This window comes from Mitsuokella jalaludinii DSM 13811 (genome assembly GCF_000702905.1).
Taxonomy (GTDB): Bacteria; Bacillota; Negativicutes; order Selenomonadales; family Selenomonadaceae; genus Mitsuokella; species Mitsuokella jalaludinii.
Genome location: NZ_JNKR01000001.1, coordinates 423,424 through 443,897 on the forward strand (window position 1 = coordinate 423,424; position 20,474 = coordinate 443,897).

At 59.4% G+C, this 20,474-nt stretch carries 20 protein-coding genes and 2 tRNA genes; 4 read left to right on the forward strand and 18 right to left on the reverse strand.

The features are described 5' to 3' along the window. Nucleotides 1-38: 38 nt before the first annotated feature. From T518_RS01980 to T518_RS02030, 11 genes are all read right to left on the reverse strand, one after another. The gene (locus tag T518_RS01980; protein ID WP_036374290.1) at nucleotides 39-2,171 is read right to left on the reverse strand and encodes a heme lyase CcmF/NrfE family subunit; all 2,133 of its coding nucleotides are present in this window, start codon (nucleotides 2,169-2,171) and stop codon (nucleotides 39-41) included. A gap of 57 nt (nucleotides 2,172-2,228) precedes the next feature. Then, on the reverse strand, nucleotides 2,229-2,597 hold the full coding sequence (locus tag T518_RS01985; protein ID WP_036374293.1) for a cytochrome c maturation protein CcmE domain-containing protein: 369 nt from the start codon (nucleotides 2,595-2,597) through the stop codon (nucleotides 2,229-2,231). After that, nucleotides 2,594-3,244 (reverse strand): cytochrome c biogenesis protein, encoded by a 651-nt coding sequence (locus tag T518_RS01990; RefSeq protein WP_036374296.1) that lies wholly within the window; start codon nucleotides 3,242-3,244, stop codon nucleotides 2,594-2,596. Before T518_RS01990 ends, T518_RS01985 begins: the two co-directional genes overlap by 4 nt. 30 nt (nucleotides 3,245-3,274) lie before the next feature. Then, a complete protein-coding gene (locus T518_RS01995; RefSeq protein WP_036374298.1) occupies nucleotides 3,275-3,943 on the reverse strand; it encodes a heme exporter protein CcmB in 669 nt (222 codons plus the stop codon). Beyond that, complete coding sequence (locus T518_RS02000; RefSeq protein WP_036374300.1) at nucleotides 3,915-4,547, reverse strand: ABC transporter ATP-binding protein; 633 nt, start codon at nucleotides 4,545-4,547, stop codon at nucleotides 3,915-3,917. Before T518_RS02000 ends, T518_RS01995 begins: the two co-directional genes overlap by 29 nt. 4 nt (nucleotides 4,548-4,551) lie before the next feature. Continuing rightward, nucleotides 4,552-5,232 carry a Crp/Fnr family transcriptional regulator gene (locus tag T518_RS02005; protein ID WP_036374303.1) on the reverse strand — a complete coding sequence of 227 codons (681 nt, stop codon included), beginning with the start codon at nucleotides 5,230-5,232 and terminating at the stop codon, nucleotides 4,552-4,554. 242 nt (nucleotides 5,233-5,474) lie between these two features. Then, nucleotides 5,475-7,109 carry a hydroxylamine reductase gene (hcp, locus tag T518_RS02010; RefSeq protein WP_036374305.1) on the reverse strand — a complete coding sequence of 545 codons (1,635 nt, stop codon included), beginning with the start codon at nucleotides 7,107-7,109 and terminating at the stop codon, nucleotides 5,475-5,477. Between the two features lie 147 nt (nucleotides 7,110-7,256). Continuing rightward, nucleotides 7,257-7,333: transfer RNA gene (locus tag T518_RS02015), tRNA-Arg, on the reverse strand. Nucleotides 7,334-7,384: 51 nt separating this feature from the next. Further along, nucleotides 7,385-8,158, reverse strand: a complete 774-nt coding sequence (gene budA / locus T518_RS02020; protein WP_051652137.1) for an acetolactate decarboxylase — start codon at nucleotides 8,156-8,158, stop codon at nucleotides 7,385-7,387. Nucleotides 8,159-8,353: 195 nt separating this feature from the next. Further along, on the reverse strand, nucleotides 8,354-8,557 hold the full coding sequence (locus tag T518_RS02025) for a protein kinase (RefSeq protein ID WP_036374308.1): 204 nt from the start codon (nucleotides 8,555-8,557) through the stop codon (nucleotides 8,354-8,356). Nucleotides 8,558-8,641: 84 nt separating this feature from the next. Further along, the gene (locus T518_RS02030) at nucleotides 8,642-8,887 is read right to left on the reverse strand and encodes a hypothetical protein (RefSeq protein WP_036374311.1); all 246 of its coding nucleotides are present in this window, start codon (nucleotides 8,885-8,887) and stop codon (nucleotides 8,642-8,644) included. A gap of 185 nt (nucleotides 8,888-9,072) precedes the next feature. Between T518_RS02030 and T518_RS02035 the strand changes: the two genes are divergently transcribed. Together T518_RS02035 and T518_RS02040 are read left to right on the forward strand one after the other, a co-directional pair. Next, nucleotides 9,073-9,672 carry a hypothetical protein gene (locus tag T518_RS02035; RefSeq protein ID WP_036374314.1) on the forward strand — a complete coding sequence of 200 codons (600 nt, stop codon included), beginning with the start codon at nucleotides 9,073-9,075 and terminating at the stop codon, nucleotides 9,670-9,672. 121 nt (nucleotides 9,673-9,793) lie between these two features. Further along, complete coding sequence (locus T518_RS02040; protein WP_155948030.1) at nucleotides 9,794-12,457, forward strand: EAL domain-containing protein; 2,664 nt, start codon at nucleotides 9,794-9,796, stop codon at nucleotides 12,455-12,457. An 84-nt stretch (nucleotides 12,458-12,541) separates the two neighbouring features. On the opposite strand, the gene T518_RS02045 is transcribed toward T518_RS02040, so the two are convergent. Further along, nucleotides 12,542-13,801, reverse strand: coding sequence for a DAK2 domain-containing protein (locus tag T518_RS02045; RefSeq protein ID WP_036374536.1), 1,260 nt, complete (start codon nucleotides 13,799-13,801; stop codon nucleotides 12,542-12,544). 317 nt (nucleotides 13,802-14,118) lie between these two features. On the opposite strand from T518_RS02045, the gene rpmF reads away from it, so the two are divergent. Beyond that, nucleotides 14,119-14,298 (forward strand): 50S ribosomal protein L32, encoded by a 180-nt coding sequence (gene rpmF / locus T518_RS02050; RefSeq protein ID WP_036374320.1) that lies wholly within the window; start codon nucleotides 14,119-14,121, stop codon nucleotides 14,296-14,298. A gap of 105 nt (nucleotides 14,299-14,403) precedes the next feature. Here rpmF and T518_RS02055 read toward each other — a convergent pair. After that, nucleotides 14,404-14,492, reverse strand: a tRNA-Ser gene (locus T518_RS02055). Between the two features lie 242 nt (nucleotides 14,493-14,734). Here T518_RS02055 and perR point away from each other — a divergent pair. Next, on the forward strand, nucleotides 14,735-15,175 hold the full coding sequence (perR, locus tag T518_RS02060; RefSeq protein WP_036374322.1) for a transcriptional regulator PerR: 441 nt from the start codon (nucleotides 14,735-14,737) through the stop codon (nucleotides 15,173-15,175). 88 nt (nucleotides 15,176-15,263) lie between these two features. Here the strand turns inward: perR and T518_RS02065 are convergent, their stop codons facing one another. From T518_RS02065 to T518_RS02085, 5 genes are all read right to left on the reverse strand, one after another. After that, complete coding sequence (locus tag T518_RS02065; protein ID WP_391510238.1) at nucleotides 15,264-17,201, reverse strand: TRAP transporter permease; 1,938 nt, start codon at nucleotides 17,199-17,201, stop codon at nucleotides 15,264-15,266. Between the two features lie 44 nt (nucleotides 17,202-17,245). Then, nucleotides 17,246-17,731 carry a DUF1850 domain-containing protein gene (locus T518_RS02070; RefSeq protein ID WP_036374325.1) on the reverse strand — a complete coding sequence of 162 codons (486 nt, stop codon included), beginning with the start codon at nucleotides 17,729-17,731 and terminating at the stop codon, nucleotides 17,246-17,248. Between the two features lie 103 nt (nucleotides 17,732-17,834). Beyond that, nucleotides 17,835-18,797: a TAXI family TRAP transporter solute-binding subunit gene (locus tag T518_RS02075; RefSeq protein ID WP_036374327.1), complete on the reverse strand. Its 963-nt coding sequence runs from the start codon at nucleotides 18,795-18,797 to the stop codon at nucleotides 17,835-17,837. Nucleotides 18,798-18,990: 193 nt separating this feature from the next. Continuing rightward, nucleotides 18,991-19,635 (reverse strand): CBS domain-containing protein, encoded by a 645-nt coding sequence (locus T518_RS02080; RefSeq protein WP_036374329.1) that lies wholly within the window; start codon nucleotides 19,633-19,635, stop codon nucleotides 18,991-18,993. A gap of 99 nt (nucleotides 19,636-19,734) precedes the next feature. Continuing rightward, nucleotides 19,735-20,439, reverse strand: coding sequence for an ABC transporter ATP-binding protein (locus T518_RS02085; RefSeq protein ID WP_081828385.1), 705 nt, complete (start codon nucleotides 20,437-20,439; stop codon nucleotides 19,735-19,737). Between the last annotated feature and the right edge of the window lie 35 nt (nucleotides 20,440-20,474).

Consider the following 20,474-nt stretch of genomic DNA (forward strand, 5'->3'; position numbering starts at 1 on the left):
AGCAACGCCTTGCTAAATATTGTTTATTTTTCTATAACTCACTTTGATGAATGCATGGCGCGCATGGCCAAGAAGCAACCGAGCGAGGCGGCGATGGCACCGATCCAGAGCAGGTAGATGAAGGGCTTCGTGCTGACGGAGGCCGTCACGGCAATCTGCGCTTCTTCCTCAGCCGACGGCAGGATCTCGAGGCGCGCCTGCGAGTCGTTGCCGGAGATGCCCGTCAGGCGGATGCGCTTCTGGCCGCCGAAGACGGGAACAGGCGTCGAGGTGCCGCCGTCGCGTGTCGCGATGATGGTCGGCTGTGCGTGCTCGACCGTCTCACCGTCCGTCACGGCAATCGTGGCCGTCACGAGCATCGTGCCGTCCGGCTGGTTCTCCATCGTGACGTCGTCATAGCGGTAGGCGAAGATGTCGCCCATCTCCATGCGGCCGCGCTTGAGGAGGAGCTCCATGCGGCCCGTGTCCTTCGGCGGTGTCGGCGCGATGTAGATATCGCCCGTGAGCGTGTGGGCGATGGCCGGTTCGCGCGCGGCATCCTCGCCATTCTTGTGGAGCTTCGTCATGGCGCGCGCCTCGCTGCCGTCGACGCGGTAGCAGTAGTACTTCATCGTGCCATCCTCGGCGAAGGCCTGGCCCTCATACGTGACCGTGTGGTCGGCGATCTCTGCGCTCGCGCCGGTCTTGAACTCCTGCGAGAGCGACTGGCTGGCACCGCCAGAGAGCACCATCGCGAAGAGCGCGAGTGCCACGCCGCCGTGCGCAATCACCGCGCCAAAGCGCAGCAGATGGCTGCGCCAGCTGATGAGCGTCTCGCCGAGGAGCAGAATGGAGACAGCTGCGAGCACAAGCAGCCCCGGGGAGCGCACGCCTGCGAGAAACGCAAGTGCAAAGCCCAGCACGGCCAGTACGGCAGGCACGACCTTGCCCTGCGGCTCCGCCGGCTTCCCGTAGCGCAGGCAGGAGCCGACGGCCATGACGAGGCACATAGCGATGGCCAGCGGCATGGTCGTACGCACATAGAAGTCCGTATCGACGGCGGCCGGCTTGCCGATGAGCTGCGTGAAGAGCGGCATCGACATGCCGATGAAGATGATGGCGGCGATGAAGACGAGCACGAGAGCGCCCAGGAGCAGGCAGAACTCACGGCTCGCATAGTCTTCGTAGACCTTGCCCTGCGGCAGCTTGCCCGCCTTGAGCGCGAGCAGCACGAGGCCGCCGATGAGCACGATGGCATTGACGACGGCCAGCGTCATGCCGATGCTCGTGCCGCTGAACGAGTGGACCGAGAAATCGCCGAGGATGCCGCTGCGCGTCAGGAACGTGCCGTAGATGACGAGCGCGAACGTGAAGATGACAGAAAGGTGCAGAACGGACAGCGCCGCAGGCCGCCTTTTGGCGACGTGCAGTACGTGGACAAACGCCCCCGCGAGCAGCCACGGCACGAGCGAGGAGTTCTCGACGGGGTCCCAGCCCCAGTAGCCGCCCCAGCCGAGCACCTTGTAGGCCCAGTAGCCGCCGATGAAGACGCCGGCGCCGAGGAAGCCCCAGGCGAGCAGCGCCCAGCGGCGCGCCGATTCCAACCAATTTCCCTTTGCCTCATCCTTGAGCAGAGCGCCCATCGCATAGGCAAACGGCACGGCCAAGAGCGCGTAGCCGATGAAGATGATCGGCGGGTGCACGGCCATCCACGGGTCCTGCAGCAGAGGATTGAGGCCGACGCCGTCCTGCACGGCCGTCGCCGAGGCCACGAAGGGGCTCTTGGCCAGCACGAGGATGACGAGCAGCGACTCGAGGGCGGAGTAGACCGTGAGCCCCGCCGCCGTCATGCGCTCCCTGCCGCAGAGGTACAGCGAGGCCAGCGCGTGGATGAGCAGCCAAAGGAGCAGCGACCCCTGCTGCCCGGCCCAGAAGGCCGAGATCTTGTACATGAGCGGCAGTTCTCTCGACGAGTAGCTCGCCACATAGGCGATCTCGAAGTGGTCGCCGAGGATCATCGCCCAGAGATAGATAGAGGCGACGACAGCTGCCAGGCACGCGCCCAAGAGCGACCACCGGCCCCAGCGCCGAGCCCTGTCCTGCTCCTCCTCGACCTTCATTGCATAGCCGTAGGCCATCGCGGCCAACAAGGCGAAAAACAGAGATGTTGCCAGAGATATTGTTCCAATCATACGATAAATCCCCCATGGATTGCATTCAGGTTGCATCGAAATTGCCTGCAGGCCGCTTCACTTCTGCTGCTCGTACTTCGACGGGCACTTGATGAGGAGCTTGTCCGAGGAGAATGCCTCGCCCTGCATCTTGCCGATGGCGACGATGTGATGCGCCTCGTCGAACTGGTCGGGCTTCGTGCCGTGGTAGTGCACGAGCAGTTCCTCGCCCGTCTCCTCGTCCTGCAGTGTGAAGACGAAGTCGTTGCCCTCCATGTGCGGAGCCGGTGCATCCTTGGCCAGCAATCCCTTGACCTGGACACTCGAAGATGTAGCCGCCTTCGCCTCCTTGATGCCGACGTACGGCGTGACCGAATCGGCAAAGCTCCAGCCGGCGTAGCCGACGAATGCCAGCAATAGCGCGACGAGCAGGATCTTGCGTTTCATGATGATGCACCTCTTTCAGATTTCACGCGATGACAGAGCAGGGCTATGTAGATGAGCGTCATATCCAGCAATGACGCCAGCAGCACGCGCAGCATGACGGGGTCCATGTCGATGGAGCCGCTGCCGTTGAGGACGGGAGCGGGATGCAGCGAGAAGTAGAACCGCGGGATGATGAAGACGAGGAACGGGACGGTCAGGAACGAGAACAGCGCGTAGATGGCCGAGACGCGCGCGCGGCGCCGCTCGTCCGCGATCACCGAGCGCAGCGTCAGGTATGCCGCGTAGATGAGCAACAGCACGAAGATCGTCGTCTGCCGCGGGTCCCAGTTCCAGTACGCGCCCCAGGTCAGCTTCGAGAAGACGGCGCCGCTGAGCGTCGCGAATACGACGAAGATAATCCCGAGACGCGCGGACACCGCGCTGATGGCGTCGAAGCGCTCTGCCGGCCGCCGCAGGTAGCGCAGAGCATACCAAGCGCTGACGAGAAAGGCGAGCACCGCAACCCAAGCCACGGGGATGTGAAAGAACGCGATGCGCACGAGGTTGCCGAGCCCTTCGGCCGGCGGCACGAGGAAGAACACGGCATACAGAAGGCCTGCCGTCAGCAGCAGGATGAGGGCCCAGAGCCCCTTCTCACACGACTTCATCCAATCAACTCCTTATCGTATATCCGCATGTCAGTCCTCATACCAGAGGAAGTCAAAAAGCAAAGATGCGGCAATCGTCATAATCGCGTCATAGAGGAACATGCCGACGAGGTACGAGCCATTCACATCGCCCGTGAAGCAGCCCGCCGTCAGCACGATGGCCGGCAGCAGGATTGGCAGCAGCACCGGCAGCATCAGGATGGAGAGCAGGCCGTTCTGCGCCCTGGCACCGGCCATCAGCGCCGAGAGCAGCGTGCCCGCCATCGCCATGCCGTACGTCCCGGACAGCAGTGTCAGGAGGAGCAGGCCCCAGGCAAAGACCGCGACATCCATAAGCACGAGGTAGACGGGCACGATGAGCAGCGAGAGCGCAAACAGCAGGACTGCCATGAAGAGCCCCTTGCCGAAGAGGACAGCCTGCGAGCTGCCGTAGACCGAAAGCGCCATCAGCGTCCCCGCCTGCTCCTCATCGGCAAAGCCGCGGCCCGCGCCTGAGAGCAGCGAGAAGAACAGGATGACCCAGAGCATGGCGGCCGCAAGGCGCGGCGAGAGCACATCGCCCTGCATCAGCAGGCTCACGCACGAGAGCGTCGTCAGCGCGAACATCAGGACGACGAGCCACGACGAGCGCGAGCGCAGAGAGATGCGCGCCTCCTTGCGGAAGACCGCCTCAACGGCCCGATAGAGAGATGCATGCATCGGCCTCCGCCTCCTCTTCTCTGTCATTCGTCGCGAGCAGCACGAGCTTGCCCCCATCAGCTGCGAGGCGTGCCTCCCGGCGCACCATCGAGCGGCCCACAGCATCGAGATTGGCACCAGGCTCATCGAGTAGCCAGACATCCGCCTCGGACGCCAGGAGGATCGCGAAATGCAGCCGCTTCTTCATACCCGTCGAGAACTGCTCGACCATCTTGCCATCCACCGCCCCCGGCGCGAGCCCCACGCGCTCCAAGAGCTGCTCGTAGAGCGCGTCCGAGAGGGCCTCTGCGCGGCGAAAGCTCAGGAAGAAATCGAGGTTCTCTCGCGCCGTGAGCTTCGGGTAGGCGTGGAATTCCGGCGTGACGATAGCGAGCCTCGACCGGTACGACGCCTTGCATAGTTCCTGCTCACCGTCCCGGGCCACGATTTTCCCCGCGTCCGGCAGCAAGAGCTTCGCCGCCATCTTCAGGAGCGTCGACTTGCCGCTGCCGTTCGCCCCCGTCACCGCCGTGACCGTGCCGCCCGCAAGCGTGGCCGAAAGGCCTTCGATGACCGTCCGGCCGCCGAAGCGCTTCGTCACATCCGAGAATGTCAGGCTGACCATACACTCACCTCTCCTCGCGAAGCCGCGCCTCGTCGAGCTTCATCCAGTCCGGGCCGCATTCAAGGAGCCCCTTCTCCTTCATCAGGCCGATCTCGCGCGTCAGGGCGCTCCTGTTGCACTCGAGCTCCTTGGCGAGCTGCACGCGGCCCGGCACCTTGACGCAGTCTGCCTGCTGGCGGCTCATCTGCTGCAGCAGGTAGAGGATCAGCCGCTCGCGCAGCGTCTTCTGCGAGAGCACCTCGAGCTTCTGCATCATCAGCACGTTCTTGCGGCAGAAGGCCACGAGCAGGTTGCGCATGACGATGCCGTGGATGCGGCCGAGCCTCGGCCCGGCCACGATGAGCGCCGTGTAGGGCACCCAGAGCACGAGGACATCCGAGACGGCCTCGATGGCCGTCGGGTTCGCGTACTCGGGCAGGATGGCCGTCGTCGAGCCGAACAGCGCCCCGCGGCCCAACCGGTGCCCGACCGACTCATTGCCGAAGCGGTCCTCCGCAATGACGAGCGCTTCGCCCTCCGCGATGATGCCGATGCGGCTGTTCGCCTCGTACGCCTTGAGGATGCGCATCTCCTTGCCGTAGCGCTTGACCTTGGCCCCCGTCGCCTGGATGAACTGGTCCACCTCGTCGGCCTTGAGCCCCTCGAAGAGAGGCAACTCCTGCAAGTCCAGATCGTAGATTCCCATCCCTCTCCCTCCTGAATGTTCTTGATTCCCTCTAAATTATATAAATCATTTCATTTATCTGTATTATAGCAATGAGAAGCGCATAGTGATGTTGCAAGAGCAACATCACTATGTCAAAAACAATACAATGCCGAAAAAAATCAGCAACATCGATACGCAAAAAGAGCTGCCGTATGGCAGCTCTCTGCAGGTGTATGGTGTATATGGATTTGAGAGAATGCTAGGAAATGTCGGGGTGGCTATCAGCCGATCATCGTCTTGATGTCGTCCTCGACCGTCGTGATGCCGCCGATGCCGAAGTTCTCGACGAGAACCTTGGCGACATTCGGGGAGAGGAAAGCCGGCAGCGTCGGTCCAAGGTGGATGTTCTTGACGCCGAGGTGCAGCAGGGCCAGCAGGACGATGACGGCCTTTTGCTCGTACCAAGCGATGTTGAAGACGAGCGGCAGCTTGTTGATATCATCGAGGCCGAAGACTTCCTTGAGCTTGAGCGCGATGAGGGCGAGACTGTAGGAGTCGTTGCACTGGCCGGCATCGAGGACGCGCGGGATGCCGCCGATGTCGCCGAGGTCCATCTTGATGTACTTGTACTTCGCGCAGCCAGCCGTCAGGATGACCGTATCCTTCGGCAGAGCCTTGGCGAACTCTGCGTAGTACTCGCGGCTCTTCATGCGGCCATCGCAGCCAGCCATGACGACGAACTTCTTGATGGCACCGCTCTTGACGGCCTCGACAACCTTGTCGGCCACGGCGAAGACCTGCTCGTGTGCGAAACCGCCGACAATCTGGCCCTTCTCGAGCTCCTTCGGAGCCTGGCACTTCTTGGCCATCTCAATGACAGCGCTGAAGTCCTTCGTGCCGTCAGCCTTTGCCTCGATGTGCGGGCAGCCCGGGAAGCCGACAGCGCCCGTCGTGAAGATGCGGTCCTTGTAGGAATCCTTCGGCGGAACGAGGCAGTTCGTCGTCAGGACGACAGGGCCGTTGAACGCTTCGAACTCTTCCTTCTGCTTCCACCAAGCATTGCCGTAGTTGCCGACGAAGTGCTTGTAGTGCTTGAACTTCGGATAGTAGTGAGCCGGCAGCATCTCGCCGTGCGTGTAGACGTCGACGCCCGTGCCTTCCGTCTGCTCAAGCAGCATCTCGAGGTCGCGCAGATCATGGCCCGAGATCAGGATGCCCGGGTTCTGGCGCACGCCGAGGTCAACCTTCGTGACTTCTGGATTACCGTAAGCCTGCGTGTTCGCCGTATCGAGCAGAGCCATGCCGTCGACGCCGAACTTGCCCGTCTCGAGTGCGAGAGCCGTCAGCTGCTCAGCCGTCTGGCCGTCGTCGAGCAGGCGCGCGAGTGCCGACTGGATGAATGCATCGATGGCCTCGTTCTCCTGATTGAGGACGTTGGCGTGCTTGACATAGGCAGCGAGGCCCTTGAGGCCGTACGTCGTGAGCTCGCGCAGGCTGCGGACATCCTCGTTCTCCGTGGCGAGGACGCCGACCTTCTTGGCCTTCTCGTCAAAGCCGTCGCGGCCGTCGCTGTAGAGCGCTGCTTCCGGCAGGTTCTCACGGCTCGTGAGCGCTGCGAGGCACTCAGCCTTGACCTTCAGCGTCGTCTCGATGGCCTCGATGATGGCCTCGCGGTCGAAGTTCGCGTTCGTGATCGTGATGAAGAGGTTCTTCGTCACGAGGTGGTTGACCTCGCGAGCAACCTGCTTGCCCTCAGCGCGCAGGCGCGTCGTGACAGCGGAGAGGCCTTTCGTCACGTAGATGAGCAGGTCCTGCATCGCTGCGACTTCCGGCTTCTTGCCGCAGACGCCTACCTGCGTGCAGCCCTTGCAGCCAGCCGTTTCCTGACACTGAAAGCAAAACATCTTATTTTCCATGATCAACTCTCCTTATATCAAACACACATTGGTTTTTCGTTTCATTGACCTTATCATAGCAGAAGTCCTGCGCCCTTTTCTGTAACGATTGTTACAATACAAAAATCCCATCCCACTTGTGAGCAGGATGGGATATCGATGACAGGATGGTGCGATTGGTGAGAGTCGAACTCACGACCTGCCGCTTAGGAGGCGGATGCTCTATCCAACTGAGCTACAACCGCATAGTACCTTTATTGTAGCAGAGGTGCCGGAATTATGCAAGACATGCCGCCTCAGTCGCCGCCGCCCTGCTCGACCTTGTGGATGTCCTCCTTCGAGGCGTTCGCGAGGTCGGCGTACTGGAAGGCCTGATTGCTCGGCAGGTCGAGGATGAAGCGGTCTGTCTTGTTGAGCGTCGCCGTGCCGCGCACCATGTCGACATCGAAGACGTGGCCGCCCAAGGTGCGCGCCGCATTGATGAAGTGGAAGTGCCAGCCCGGCGTGTTGACGCCGTCCATGAACGGCGGGAAGTAGAAGCAGACGAGCGAGCCCTCGATGTTCTCGAAGGCAAAGCGGCGCTCATCCGTCTCGAGCACTTTGGCAAACGGCTTGTAGGGCTCGTGCTGATAGAGCTCCGTGCGCGCCGCCACGCGGTTGAAATAGCCGTCGATGCGCACGACGTACATGCTGTTCGGGCCGAGCAGCTCGATGCTGTCATCGAGCGCCTCGCGCAGGGCCTCGGCCGTCGTCATCGCGCCGAACTTGATCGTATGGCCTTCCTCAAGGTAGGCGATACTCGCAAAAGGCGTCGTGTCGAGCGGCTGCGCCTCAAGGACCGAGCCGTCCGCGAGGATGCGGTAGCAGTGACCATCGATGACGATGAGCTCGCCCGCAACGGCGTGAAACGTGCCGATGCCCGTGTCACCGTGCTTCAGCAGGTCTTCGATGTAGAGGCAGCCGTAGTAGTTGCCGAGGATCAGCGATTGCAGTGTCGAGATCTGGTAGACGGGCTCGCGCTTTTCCTTGATGCCGCTGACATCGCGCGGGCGCAGAGAATGTTGTGTCATAAAGATTCCTCACAATACAGAAGTCCAATCAAATGGCAGGATTGGGTATAATTTTTTTTGATTCAGTAAAATTGTTTGCAATTTGTTTTCATTATAGCACAACCTGGCACAGACATGCTATGCGTCGCGTCCACAGGATAAAGATTCCATCAAAAAAGGCTCACAGTCGCCTGTGAGCCGCAAAGGTCCCAATAATCAGCCCTTGATGGCACCGAGGACATCCTCTGCCGTCAGGTTATTCTGTTCCATGTACTCGACAAGCACCTTGTAGTCCTGCTGCGCTTTCTTTGCCTTTACTTCTTCAAGCTGAGCCTTCAGGCCTTTGAGCTCTTCCTGCTTCTTCGCAATCTTTTCCTGCAGGGTTGCAATCTTTTCCTCATAATTTGCTTTTCTTGCCATAATAGAAGCTCTCCTTCCGAAAAATAAGTGAAAATTCCTTTTCTTATTATACGTCAAAGATATGCATTTTCTCAAGAAAAAATTTTATTCCTTTTTCCGCTTCCAGATATTCTGCTTGATGTCGGGAATATCTTCGTTTTTGACTTCATTCCATTTCTGCGCCTGCCGCAGGCAGAACCAGGCTCCACCGAAGCCGATGAGCAGCAGGATTGCCCCTGCGATGAAGTTTCCCTTCGTCAGCAGATAGAAGCCGCCGAAAGCCAGGAAGCCAAAGAAAATCGTATTCCACGACTGGATCATGACATTGAACCACTTCGTGATTCCCCGCATATGAACCCCTCCTATTCCACGAAAAACTCTCTTTATATTATAGCGGATTTCCTTTATTCCTGCACGTAAATCTGCAACGGAATCTCGATAGAACCGCCTTGAGACGATTGCCAAGAAAGCACTTCCTGCTGTAAAATAAATAAAAGATACATCATCGGATTCGATATAATGGAGGAATCATTACCATGAAGAAAATAAAGCGTTCTTATCTCGCTCTGGCCATCGGATTTGCCCTGGCATTCACAGCGCCACAGGCAGCATCTGCTGCTGGCGCCGCCTGCGGGACGGTCACGGGCGCAGTCTACACGCACGGCTCTGAGCGCGGCATGAAGATTGCGTCCTCTCCTGATGCATCGGCCGGTGGCATCAGCTGGGACCTCGCAGCCCCCAAGAACAAGTTCCACGACAAGCAGGCCGATATCTGGCTGATCGGCAAGGATTTCAACTACGATGCGCTCAGCTCGCAGGAAATCGATGACTGGTACCGCTTCGGCAAGATTCCCAAGGATGCGCCGGTCTATCACACGGAGACGGATAAGAAGACCGGCAAGTACAAGTTCGAAGGCATCCCCGAGGGCCAGTACTTCCTCGTCATCCTCGACAGCTACGGCCGTGACGCCGCGCAGAACCTCACGGAGCTCGACGACAAGCAGCAGCTCCAGAAGAAGCTGCCCAACTGGGATGCCTTCGAGCTCTTCAACGTCGGACCGCGCAGCTGCCTCGTGCAGATGGTCACCGTCAAGCGCGGCGAGACCGTCAACATCAAGCCCGGCACCATCGGCTAAAATTTCCCGGCGATTGTATACATTTTTGCTATGTTTTCCGCAATTGATATGGTATAATAGCCCTGCGCTCTTCAAAGCGCAATAATCTAGAACAGAACAATCGTGGAGGAATACGAATACATTGAAGAAAAGATTGTTTCGTTTCTTTGCATCTTTCATCTCCATCCCATTCCTCGTTTGCGGCCTCAGCCTGCAGTTCACAGTATCAAGTGTGCAGGCGAGGCCGCTCCTGCGCGTGGGGATACACCATGTCGGCACGGACATCACACAGGATGCAACCGGCAATTTCTACGGCATGGAGACGGACTTCATGCAGGCGCTCGGCAGCTATGCAGGGCGCGAGGTCGTCTTCGTGCCGGGCACCTGGGAGGAGTGCCAGGATCGCCTGGAGCGCGGCGAGATCGATGTCATCTCCGGCATCGTCAAGACGCCGCAGCGCGAGCAGACCATGCGCTTCTCGCGCCTGATGATGGGGCGCGCCAATGACAGCAGAGACGTCCATGGCACGCTGCTGCCGCACCGCGTCAACCAGCTCTATTTCGCCGTGCGGCGGGATGATGAGGCGCTGATGCAGGAACTCGACCTCGCGGCCGACCAGCTCATCGGCAACCGACCGTACTTCGTCAGCCATCTCTACCAGCTCTACTACGGCCAGCGCGGCTCCGCAGAGCTCCGGCTGACCGAGAGGGAACAGCGCTTCCTCAAGAGCCACCCCGTCATCTCAGCCGTCGTCGTCGCGCGCGAAGCTCCCTTCGCCTACGTCGACAAAGAGGGCAATCTGCAGGGCACGATGAAGAAGCTCGCCGACCGGCTCGAGAGGGATCTCGGCATCAAGCTCGCGCTCGTCATCGAGCAGGATTATGCAGCCGCACAGGAAGACCTCGACAAGGGCCGGGCACAGATCCTTCTCAATGCCGAATGGGACGCCAGCTGGGCCGCCGCCCACAACACGGACCTCTCTGCCGCCTACCTGACATCCTATTACACGACCGTCACGCGGCGCAACGGTGCGCCAAGGGCCCCGCGCATCGCCTGTCTCCAAAAGCGCCTGACAGACCGCGTCCTACTGGAGCGCTACGAGGCGAACCAGATCCATTACTACGCCACGGCAGAGGAGTGCCTGCGTGCCGTCAGCAACGGTCAGGCAGACATCGCCTTCCTGCGGCAGGAGTCCGCGCAGTACAACATCTGGCAGGGAGATTTCCCGGATCTCGTCACAGACGGCATCGTCACCTCCTCGCAGGACATCGCCATCGGCATCTCCGACCAGATGGAGCCGGAGCTGCTCTCCATCCTCGACAAGGAGATCCGCTTCATCGGGCCGAACGGCATTTTCGACTATGCGTCCTTCTACGACCAGGGCCTCGACAAGCGCCGGAGCATCCAGTCTCTCTTCTATGCCTACCCGCAGTACTTCATCACAGGCCTGCTGCTCCTGTTCTTCATCCTGCTGCTGCTGACCTGGCGCCAGTCCCAGATGCGCCGCAGCCACCTGAAGCAGATGCAGCACATCATCGACACGGACCGCTACACGGGACTGTACAACCGGAGCTGGTTCAAGTACGAAGCCAGCAAATACCTCAAAGGACACGAAGCTCAGGGCCATTTCGCCATCGTCGAGATCGGCATCAGCCGCCGCGACATCCTCGTCGAGACGTACGGGCAGGATGTCATCGTGGAACTGTTGCGCCGCATGGAGGCGACGCTTCAGAAGACAGAATGGGCTAAGCTGCCTGCCGTGCACACGAGCACCGGCAGAGTCTTCTTCCTGCTTCACATGGACGCGTTCGACGACAGGACGCAGCTCACGACAGCCCTTACACACCTGATGCATCTGAATGAATACATCAGCATCGGCCATCTGGTCGTACACATCGCGTTCCACATCGGCATCTGCCCGCTCAAACCGGGCCTCTCTGTCGCCGACGCCATGAACCACGCCAACCTCGCCCTGCACGAAGCGAATCCCATCTGCTTCTACAACGCGGAAATGCAGCAGAAAGCCGAGTTCCAGAGCCGCATCGAGAGCCTGCAGCAGGGCGCTCTTTCCCGCAAGGAGTTCGAGGTCTGGTACCAGCCGAAATACGACCTCGCGACGAGAAAGTGCATCGGCGCCGAGGCGCTCGTGCGCTGGCGCAGCCGCGAGCTCGGCTTCCTGATGCCGGGCCAGTTCATCCCGCGCTTCGAGAGCAACGGCTTCATCACACAGCTCGACTTCTATATGCTGACCCACGTCATGGAGACGGTGAAAGAGCGCCGCACCACCGGCCTGCCCATCGTGCCCGTATCCGTCAACCAGTCGCGCCTGCACATGCAGGAGAAGAATTACCTCGCCTACATGCAGCGCCTCAAGACGTACTACGGCGCAGAGGACATCGAGCTCGAACTCACCGAGACAGCCTTTGACTTCGACACGCCTGAGATGCGCGAGCACGCGCTCCACGTCATGCACGAGTTGCACGAGATGGGCTTCCGCCTGTCCATCGATGACTTCGGCAGCGGCTACTCCGATCTCACGATCCTCAATGCCATCCCGCTCGATGTCATGAAAATCGACCGCTCGCTGCTGCTCGCCGCGAACGGTGCCAAGCGCATGCAGGCCGTCCTCGCGCGCATGATCGACCTCGGCCACGCACTCGGCATGACCGTCATCTGTGAGGGAATCGAGACCCGCGAGCAGGAAGAGATGCTGCGCAGCTACGGCTGCGATCACGGCCAGGGCTACCTCTACGGCAAGCCCATGCCCGAGGCAGAATTCAGCAGCTTCTTGGAGCAGCACATCTGAAGCGCGCAGCAGGCTACACAAAAAAAGACCTGAGACAGCGATGTCCCAGGTCTTTTTATTCGCTTGTATCCAACAGAGATCGATTCAGTCTTCTGCGGCCCCCGCTGCCTGCCGCATGGCACAGCTATTCTCCTCGGCATCCTTCTCCGGGTCAAATGCCTTGATGGCCTTGGCCTGCTGCATCTTGTCCTGGCAGAGGACGAGCTCGACGCGGCTGCCGAGCAGGCGCTTAGCCTGGCGGAAGGCCAGGCGGAAATCCCTGCTCCACGACAGCATGACGTAAGAAGAAGCGAGGTCACTGTGCGCCGCATTGACGAGCTCACCGACCGATGGGCAGTTGCTCTCGCCTCCGCTGACGATGATGTGGACGCCAGCCTCCTGCAGCTCGCGCGCCTGCACCTTGTTCTCGGCGACAGCGAGCAGGGCGACGCGCATCAGGGCGCCGTGCGCATTGAGCACGTGCACTTCGCTCATGTTCGTGATGTGGAGGTTCTTGATGGGGCCCCAGCCGATGGCCTGCTCCACAACCTTGCCGACGTGGTCCGTGTGCAGGTGGACCTCGATGCCCTTCTCGTGGCGCTCGACGAGCGCAAAGCTCGAGTATTCGCGCAGGTGACGCTCAAACTCCGGCACGTCGACGCGCGTGTTGCAGACCGTGAAGCGCACGCAGTACGGGCGCACGAGATCCTGACGCGGATCAGGCAGGCCCGGCTGCCCGGCCTCAAGGCCAAGCGAGAGGCTGATGGTCGGCGAGACGAAATTGCCGTCGAGGCCCTTGAGGCAGCCCGTCAGGAATGTAAACATGATGCGCGCACCGGCATCCTCCTGTCCGATCTGCGTCAAGGCCTGTTTGCCCGCCTCGATGGCCGCCTGCAGGATCTCCGAGATTGGCAGGTTGGCACGCACAGCGTGGTAAGCGCCCTTGGCCACGGCCTTGGCCACCGTGATGATCGGCTGCTCCGGCTGCTCCGGCACCGCGCGCTGCGCGTAGAGGATGCCGTACTGGAACGCCTTGCCGAACTCCGACGACGTCGCATTGTACTTGCCCGAGAGCCCCTTGCCGAGCCCGCGGAACATCTGCGCGAGCACGACGCCCGCGCTGCCGCGCGCGCCAAAGACAGCAGCCGTCGCGATGCGGCGGGCCAGCCCGCCGATGCTGTCGTCCTTCGTATGCGAGAGCGGCATGACGGCCGCCCCCATCGTGCGCAGGATGTGCGTGCCCGGCATGTGCCCGGCGCCCTTGAGCGCATTGATCTCCTCATACTCCAGCAGGAACTCGCTGTACGCACCCGATACCATGCGCTTGAAGTCACTGCCCGTGATTACCTCTCTATTTCCTGTCATGTTCATCACACCCGTTTCTTTTTGCTGCCTTGGCCTTGCCAAAACAGGAATGCTACTTTCTATTATAATTCGCGGCGAGAAAGAAAACACCTCTATTTTCACGAAAATATCCGATATCTTTCAAAAAAAGACGGAAAACTCACCTGTCGAAAGAAAAAATCACCGAAAGCGAAAATTTCTCTTGCCATCAGAGAGAAAAACAGCTATCATAGATATATGTGTCAAAATCACATAATTCACGTGAAATGAATCCATCCAGCATCAACCCATTGCATGGATTTCACTGAAGGAACACATACCTCGGAGGTGAAAATCAAATGGCAGTACCAAAGCGCAAGACTTCCAAGGCCCGCCGCGACCAGCGCCGCGCCAACTGGAAGCTCACGGCTCCCGGCTACGTTGCCTGCCCGCAGTGCCACGAGCCGAAGATGCCGCATCACGTTTGCCCGGAATGCGGTTACTACGATGGCAAGGAAGTCGTCAAGGCAGCAGAATAAGGCAGCAAAAAGAACCAGATCATCCCTACGGACGGTCTGGTTCTTTTTATGCCCTGATGCGGGCAACGAAAAAGCCCTTGCAGACTGCAAGGGCTGATTTGCAAATGGCAGAGAGGGTGGGATTCGAACCCACGGTGGCTATTAACCACACTTGATTTCGAGTCAAGCACCTTCGACCACTCGGACACCTCTCCGTGTTCCTCTACGTTCGTTGAAGAACATAAAGTATGATATCACACATTCCCGCAAATGTAAAGCACTTTTTTCAAATGGCAGTCGCTCTCAACTCTTTTCTGGAATCATCCATAAAGAATAACGATTACTCGTTGACAAAACACTAAATAACAGGTAGAATGATCTTACAAATATTTATTATCCATTACTGTACCCTAAAAACAGCTTGACGGGACAGGAATAGAAAGAGATAGGTGATGATATGCTGACTTCTGCTGAATTGACCAGTCGTCTGCGCGAAGCCGGTTTCAAGGTAACGCCGCAGCGCCTTGCCGTCTACAACATGCTTTCCCACACGAAAGCACACCCCAATGCCGATACGATCTACAAAGAACTCCAGCCGCTCTACCCGACGATGAGCCTGGCCACCGTCTACAAAGCGCTCGCCATCCTCTGCGACCTCGGGCTCGCACAGGAACTCAACGTCGGCGAGGAAGCCTTCCGCTACGATGCCGACACGAGCCACCACCCGCATATCCGCTGCACGTGCTGCGGCCGCGTCGACGACGTCCCGGCACTCAACACCGAGGGCGTCTACGAGCAGGTCAAGGACGAGACGGGCTATGCGCTCTCCGACCACCAGCTCTACTTCTTCGGCGTCTGCCCGGAATGCCAGGAAAAGAAAGCCCATGCCGTCCACTGACAACCAATACCTCTTCCCTTCATCAAAAAAGCTGACACATGGTGTCAGCTTTTTTGATGCATATATGGGATTTGAAAGAGAAAGCAATTCAGGCCTGCACGGCGCTCTTGCGACGCTTGAGCTGCAGGAGCAGGATGACGACGAACAGCGCAAAGCCTGCGATGTCCGTCAGGAAGCCTGGCTTGATCATCATGAGGCCACCCGCGATGAGCACGAGGCGCTCCACCGTGCTGCAGTCATCGGCCAGGTAGCCGATGAGGGCCGACGAGAGCGCAACCATGCCGATGAGGGCCGTCAAGGTCGTCAGCAGCAGGTCAAGGGCCGTGCCCTCAATCATCAGCAGCACCGGCGACAGGACGAACATGTACGGGATGATGAAGGCCGCTATGGCAAGCTTCGAGGCGTTGATGCCTGTCCTCAGGGGATTGCCGCCAGAGATGCCTGACCCTGCGAAGGCCGCCAGCGCGACAGGCGGCGTGACATCGGCGATGATGCCGAAGTAGAAGACGAACATGTGCGCACAGAGCACCGGCACGCCCATCTGCACGAGCGCCGGAGCGGCGATTGTCGAGGTTATGACGTAGTTGGCCGTCGTCGGCACGCCCATGCCGAGGATGATGGCCGTGATCATCGTGAAGAACATCGTCGGCAGCAGCAGGCCGCCCGAGAGGTCCAGGAGTCCAGAGGCCAGCTTGAGTCCGACACCCGTCTTCGTCACGACGCCGATGATGATGCCGGCCGAGGCGCAGGCGACGAGGACCGAGAGCACGTTGCGCGCGCCGCGGTCGAGGCCGCGGACGATCTCGATCGGCTTCATGCGCGTCGACTTGCGCAGGGCTGAGCAGAGGATGGACAGCACAATGGCAACGAGCGCTGCGCGCATCGGCGTGTAGCCAGAGACGAGCAGATAGACGATGACGATGAGCGGCAAGGCCAGATGGCCGCGCTCACGGAGGATCGTGCCGATCTTCGGCAGCTGGCTGCGCGGGATGCCCTTGAGGTTGCCGCGCTTCGCCTCGAAGTGGACGCCGAGCCAAATGCCCGCGAAGTAGAGGAAGGCCGGCACGATGGCCGCCTTGACGATATCGATGTAGGGAACGCCGACGAACTCAGCCATGAGGAAGGCCGCAGCGCCCATGACCGGCGGCATGAGCTGGCCGCCCGTCGAGGCAGCCGCCTCAACGGCTCCGGCGAAATCCTTGTGGTAGCCGAGTTTCTTCATCATCGGGATGGTCAGGGAACCCGTGCCGACGACGTTGGCGACGGAGCTGCCGGAAACTGTGCCCATGAGGCCGGACGACAGCACGGCGACTTTCGCCGGGCCGCCGCTGGCCCAGCCGGCGATGGCATTGGCGAGGTCGATGAAGAACTTGCCGAGACCCGTCGACTCCAGGTAAGCGCCGAACAGGATGAACAGGAAGATGAACGTCGACGAGACGCCGAGCGGGATGCCGAAGATGCCCTCTGTCGTGAAGTAGAGGTGGCCGACGAGCTGCTCGATCGTCAGCCCGCGGTGCGCGAGGACGCCCGGCATGTAGGGACCGGCAAAGGCGTAGATCAGGAAGGCCAGCACGACGCAGACCATCGGCAGGCCGACGATGCGGCGCGTCGCCTCGATGACGAGCAGGATGCCCAGCAGGCCGACGATGAGGTCAATGCCCGAGACAGTGCCCGAGCGCAGCACGAGATGCTGATACTCCATCACGATGTAGGCAGGCGTCGCGGCGCCGAGAACGGCGAGCAGCACATCGAAGGGATGCACCTTGTAGCGCGACCACGACTTGCGCGTCGGATACAGCAGGTAGACGAGCGCCAGGCCGAAGCCCAGATGGACGGCTCGCTGCAGTTGCGCGTCGAGCACGCCGAACGTCGCCGTGTAGAGCTGGAAGACGGAGAACGTGATGGCAATGGCCGAGACGATTTTCGCCATGACGCCCTTGTACATCATCGTGTCGGATTCTTTGTCGTATTTCTTTAAGATGTCATCTGCGGATTTTGGATCCAGCTTTTCAGTCATAAAAAACATCCTTTCTGCTTCTCTGCTTCCCTATTCTCGGGAAGGAAAAGTATTCAGCAGCCGAGCAGAGCCCGGTAAAATGGCACAATGGAGAGATCGATGCGCGTGCCGGGCGCATACCGTTCATAGAGGCGGTACTCCCGCCCATTGACCGTCAGCGTGAGTTTCGTGCCCACCCCCGTCCGCAGGGAGAGCGTCCGGAAGTGACGGTCCATGTGATCGAAGATGTAATAATCCCCTTCCTCGCGGAAGTCTCCTTCCTCCGCGAGGAACGGCAGCCCCACGCCGAAGGACTGGTACTTCGTCGAGAGCAAATTGAAGCCATCCTTCTCATCGTTGATCTCGAGATTCTCGAGCACCGGTGTTTTCTGCACCGAATGGATGAAGTGGATGGAAAAGGGCAGTCCCGCCCTCGCCTCGACCATCACCACACGCTCCCCCTGCGCCCGCACGACGAAGCACGGCGTCAGGAATACGGAGAGCACAGCGATGATTGAGCCGAGCACGGTCAGCCACAGACAGATTGGATAACGACGCATAAGACCACCAGACAAAATCAAAAAGGCCTCCTCCATCGCACACCGCACATGCATGAGCTGACGAAAGAGGCCTTTCCTTATATTATATTACGCTTTTACTCGATTACTCTTTGAAGAACTTCTCAGCACCGGCGTTCATCGGCAGAGACATGCCCTTGAGGGCCGTGTCCTTCGTGATGAGCTTGCCGACGGAATGAGCGGCCTGCAGGCGGTCGAGGTTCGTGAAGATGGCCTTCGCGATGTCGTAGCCCATCTTGTCGTCTACCTTGTCCGTCGCGACAAGCATGGCCATGACGGAGATAGTCGGGACGTCCTCGTCGAAGCCAGCATACGTGCCAGCCGGGATCGTCGTCTTCGTGTAGAACGGATACTTCGCGATCAGGGCCTCAGCCTTGTCGGCATCGATTGGCAGCAGGCGTACCTTGTTCTGAGATGCGATATCCTGTACGGACGAGGTCGGATAACCGGCCGTCAGGAAGGCTGCATCGACGTTGCCATCCTTGAGGGCGCTGGCGCCTTCTGCGAAGGACAGGTACTGGACATCGATGTCGTTGTAGGTGATGCCGTAGGCCTCGAGGATCTGGCGGGCATTCGCCTCAGCACCGGATCCGGCTGCACCGACGGCTACGCGCTTGCCCTTGAGCTCCTTGATGCTCTTGATGCCCGACTTGTCGAGCGTGACGAACTGGCACGTCTCCGGATAGAGCGAAGCGATGCCGCGGATGTTGTCGACCTTCTTGTCCTGGAACATCTCCGTTCCATTGACGGCATAGTAGGTGATATCGTTCTGGACGATGGCCAGGTCGACGGAATTGTCCTTGAGCATGTTGATGTTCGCGACCGTCGCACCAGTCGACTGTGCACTCGCATTCATGCCCGGGATTTCCTTGTTGAGGATCTCCGCCATCGCACCGCCGATCGGATAATACGTACCGGCCGTGCCGCCCGTCGCGATGTTGAGGAATTTCTTCTGGCTGCTCTCACTACCACAGCCGGCCAGGAGCGCTGCTGTCATAACCGCTATGAGTCCCACGGTCAGCATTTTGGTCAAGGAATGAAACTTCATATTGAACGCCTCCCACTTTATGCAAAACAAATCATATCATGTATAAAATTATAACATGGTACATATACACTGACAAGACAAAATTCGTCATTTATCTAAAAATCTGTAATGTATATGTGTATACAAGAAACAAAAAGAGTCTTCCCTTCTTGTGGGAAGACTCTTCGTTGAGTCATATCTATCGTATCGAAGTTCAGCCGATGCGGGCCGTGTGGATGATCTCGTAACCCTTTGCCTTGATCTTCTCGGAGATCTCATCGACGTTCGGGATGTTGCCACGCACGACGATCTCGTACTTGCCGTAAGGCTGACGGCAGGTCACGAGGCTGTCGATGGACAGACCGCACTCCGTGAAGATGCCGGCGATATCGTAGACGACGCCGACCTTGTTGTCGACGAGCAGTGTCAGGCGCGTCTTACCCTCCTGCAGGCCCATGACATCGACGAACGTCTTGAAGATATCCGTCTCCGTGATGACGCCGACGACGGCGCCGACGCTCGAGACGACCGGCAAGCCGCCGATCTTGTTGTTGTACATGATGAGCGCCGCTTCCTCGATCGTCGCATCCTCATTGACGGAGATGACCTCCTTGCTCATGATGTCCCTGATCTTGAGCTTGGCGAGCAATGAGCGCGCCTCGTAGCGCGAGAGCGTCGTCGCGGGCGACGGTGCCACGCGCATGATGTCCTTGTCGGACAGGAACCCGACGAGCTTGCCGTTCTCGACGACCGGCAAGCGGCGAAAATGGCCCTTCTTCATGGCGGAGGCCGCCTCATCGACCGGTGTGTCCGGCGTGACGGTCACTGGGTTCTTGGCCATGCGATTTGCTACAAACATTCAGAATCCCCCTCTGCAATTTTCTTGATAAGGATACATTCGCCGCAGAGCTTTGAGTTCCTGCTATGCAGCGAAGGCAAATACAAGGGATAAAGCGTCTCAGCCGCCAAGGTATGCCTTGCGGACATCCTCGCTGGCCGCGAGATCCTGTGCCTTGCCGGAGAGCGTGATGCGCCCCGTCTCGAGGACATAGGCGCGATTTGCGATGGAGAGCGCCATGTTGGCGTTCTGCTCGACGAGCAAGACCGTCGTGCCGCTCTTGTTGATGTCGACGATGATGTTGAAGATCTCCTTGATGAGCAGCGGCGCGAGGCCCATCGAGGGCTCGTCGAGCAGCAGGAGCTTCGGACGACTCATGAGGGCACGGCCCATGGCGAGCATCTGCTGTTCGCCGCCAGAGAGCGTGCCGGCCGACTGGTTCTTGCGCTCCTCGAGGCGCGGGAAGAGCTCAAAGACGTGTTTGAGGTCCTGCTGGATGCCAGCCTTGTCCTTGCGCACGAAGGCGCCGAGGTCGAGGTTCTCCATGACCGTCATCTCCGCGAAGACGCGGCGGCCTTCCGGCACCTGCGAGATGCCCTTCTTGACGATCTCATGGGCGCGGACACCGGCGATGCTCTGCCCCAGGAAGGTGATGCTGCCCGTCTTTGGCTTCAGGAGGCCTGAGATCGTGCGCAGCGTCGTCGACTTGCCGGCACCGTTGGCACCGATGAGCGTGACGATCTCGCCTTCATTGACTTCGAGGCTGATGCCCTTGAGCGCATGGATGGCGCCGTAGTAGACGTCTATATTATCGATTTTCAGCATGGGTTCTGCCATATACATACCTGCTTTCCATACAT

Bases quoted from the DNA above. Each gene is read 5' to 3' on its own strand.
- budA (WP_051652137.1), bottom strand. From the start codon at position 8,158: ATGACACAACATTCTCTGCGCCCGCGCGATGTCAGCGGCATCAAGGAA.
- T518_RS02075 (WP_036374327.1), bottom strand. From the start codon at position 18,797: ATGAAGTTTCATTCCTTGACCAAAATGCTGACCGTGGGACTCATAGCG.
- T518_RS02035 (WP_036374314.1), top strand. From the start codon at position 9,073: ATGAAGAAAATAAAGCGTTCTTATCTCGCTCTGGCCATCGGATTTGCC.
- T518_RS02085 (WP_081828385.1), bottom strand. From the start codon at position 20,439: ATGCTGAAAATCGATAATATAGACGTCTACTACGGCGCCATCCATGCG.
- T518_RS02025 (WP_036374308.1), bottom strand. From the start codon at position 8,557: ATGGCAAGAAAAGCAAATTATGAGGAAAAGATTGCAACCCTGCAGGAA.
- T518_RS02005 (WP_036374303.1), bottom strand. From the start codon at position 5,232: ATGGGAATCTACGATCTGGACTTGCAGGAGTTGCCTCTCTTCGAGGGG.
- T518_RS02065 (WP_391510238.1), bottom strand. From the start codon at position 17,201: ATGTTTTTTATGACTGAAAAGCTGGATCCAAAATCCGCAGATGACATC.
- T518_RS02080 (WP_036374329.1), bottom strand. From the start codon at position 19,635: ATGTTTGTAGCAAATCGCATGGCCAAGAACCCAGTGACCGTCACGCCG.
- T518_RS01995 (WP_036374298.1), bottom strand. From the start codon at position 3,943: ATGCATGCATCTCTCTATCGGGCCGTTGAGGCGGTCTTCCGCAAGGAG.
- T518_RS02070 (WP_036374325.1), bottom strand. From the start codon at position 17,731: ATGCGTCGTTATCCAATCTGTCTGTGGCTGACCGTGCTCGGCTCAATC.
- T518_RS01990 (WP_036374296.1), bottom strand. From the start codon at position 3,244: ATGAAGTCGTGTGAGAAGGGGCTCTGGGCCCTCATCCTGCTGCTGACG.
- perR (WP_036374322.1), top strand. From the start codon at position 14,735: ATGCTGACTTCTGCTGAATTGACCAGTCGTCTGCGCGAAGCCGGTTTC.
- rpmF (WP_036374320.1), top strand. From the start codon at position 14,119: ATGGCAGTACCAAAGCGCAAGACTTCCAAGGCCCGCCGCGACCAGCGC.
- T518_RS01980 (WP_036374290.1), bottom strand. From the start codon at position 2,171: ATGATTGGAACAATATCTCTGGCAACATCTCTGTTTTTCGCCTTGTTG.
- T518_RS02000 (WP_036374300.1), bottom strand. From the start codon at position 4,547: ATGGTCAGCCTGACATTCTCGGATGTGACGAAGCGCTTCGGCGGCCGG.
- T518_RS02030 (WP_036374311.1), bottom strand. From the start codon at position 8,887: ATGCGGGGAATCACGAAGTGGTTCAATGTCATGATCCAGTCGTGGAAT.
- T518_RS01985 (WP_036374293.1), bottom strand. From the start codon at position 2,597: ATGAAACGCAAGATCCTGCTCGTCGCGCTATTGCTGGCATTCGTCGGC.
- T518_RS02045 (WP_036374536.1), bottom strand. From the start codon at position 13,801: ATGACAGGAAATAGAGAGGTAATCACGGGCAGTGACTTCAAGCGCATG.
- hcp (WP_036374305.1), bottom strand. From the start codon at position 7,109: ATGGAAAATAAGATGTTTTGCTTTCAGTGTCAGGAAACGGCTGGCTGC.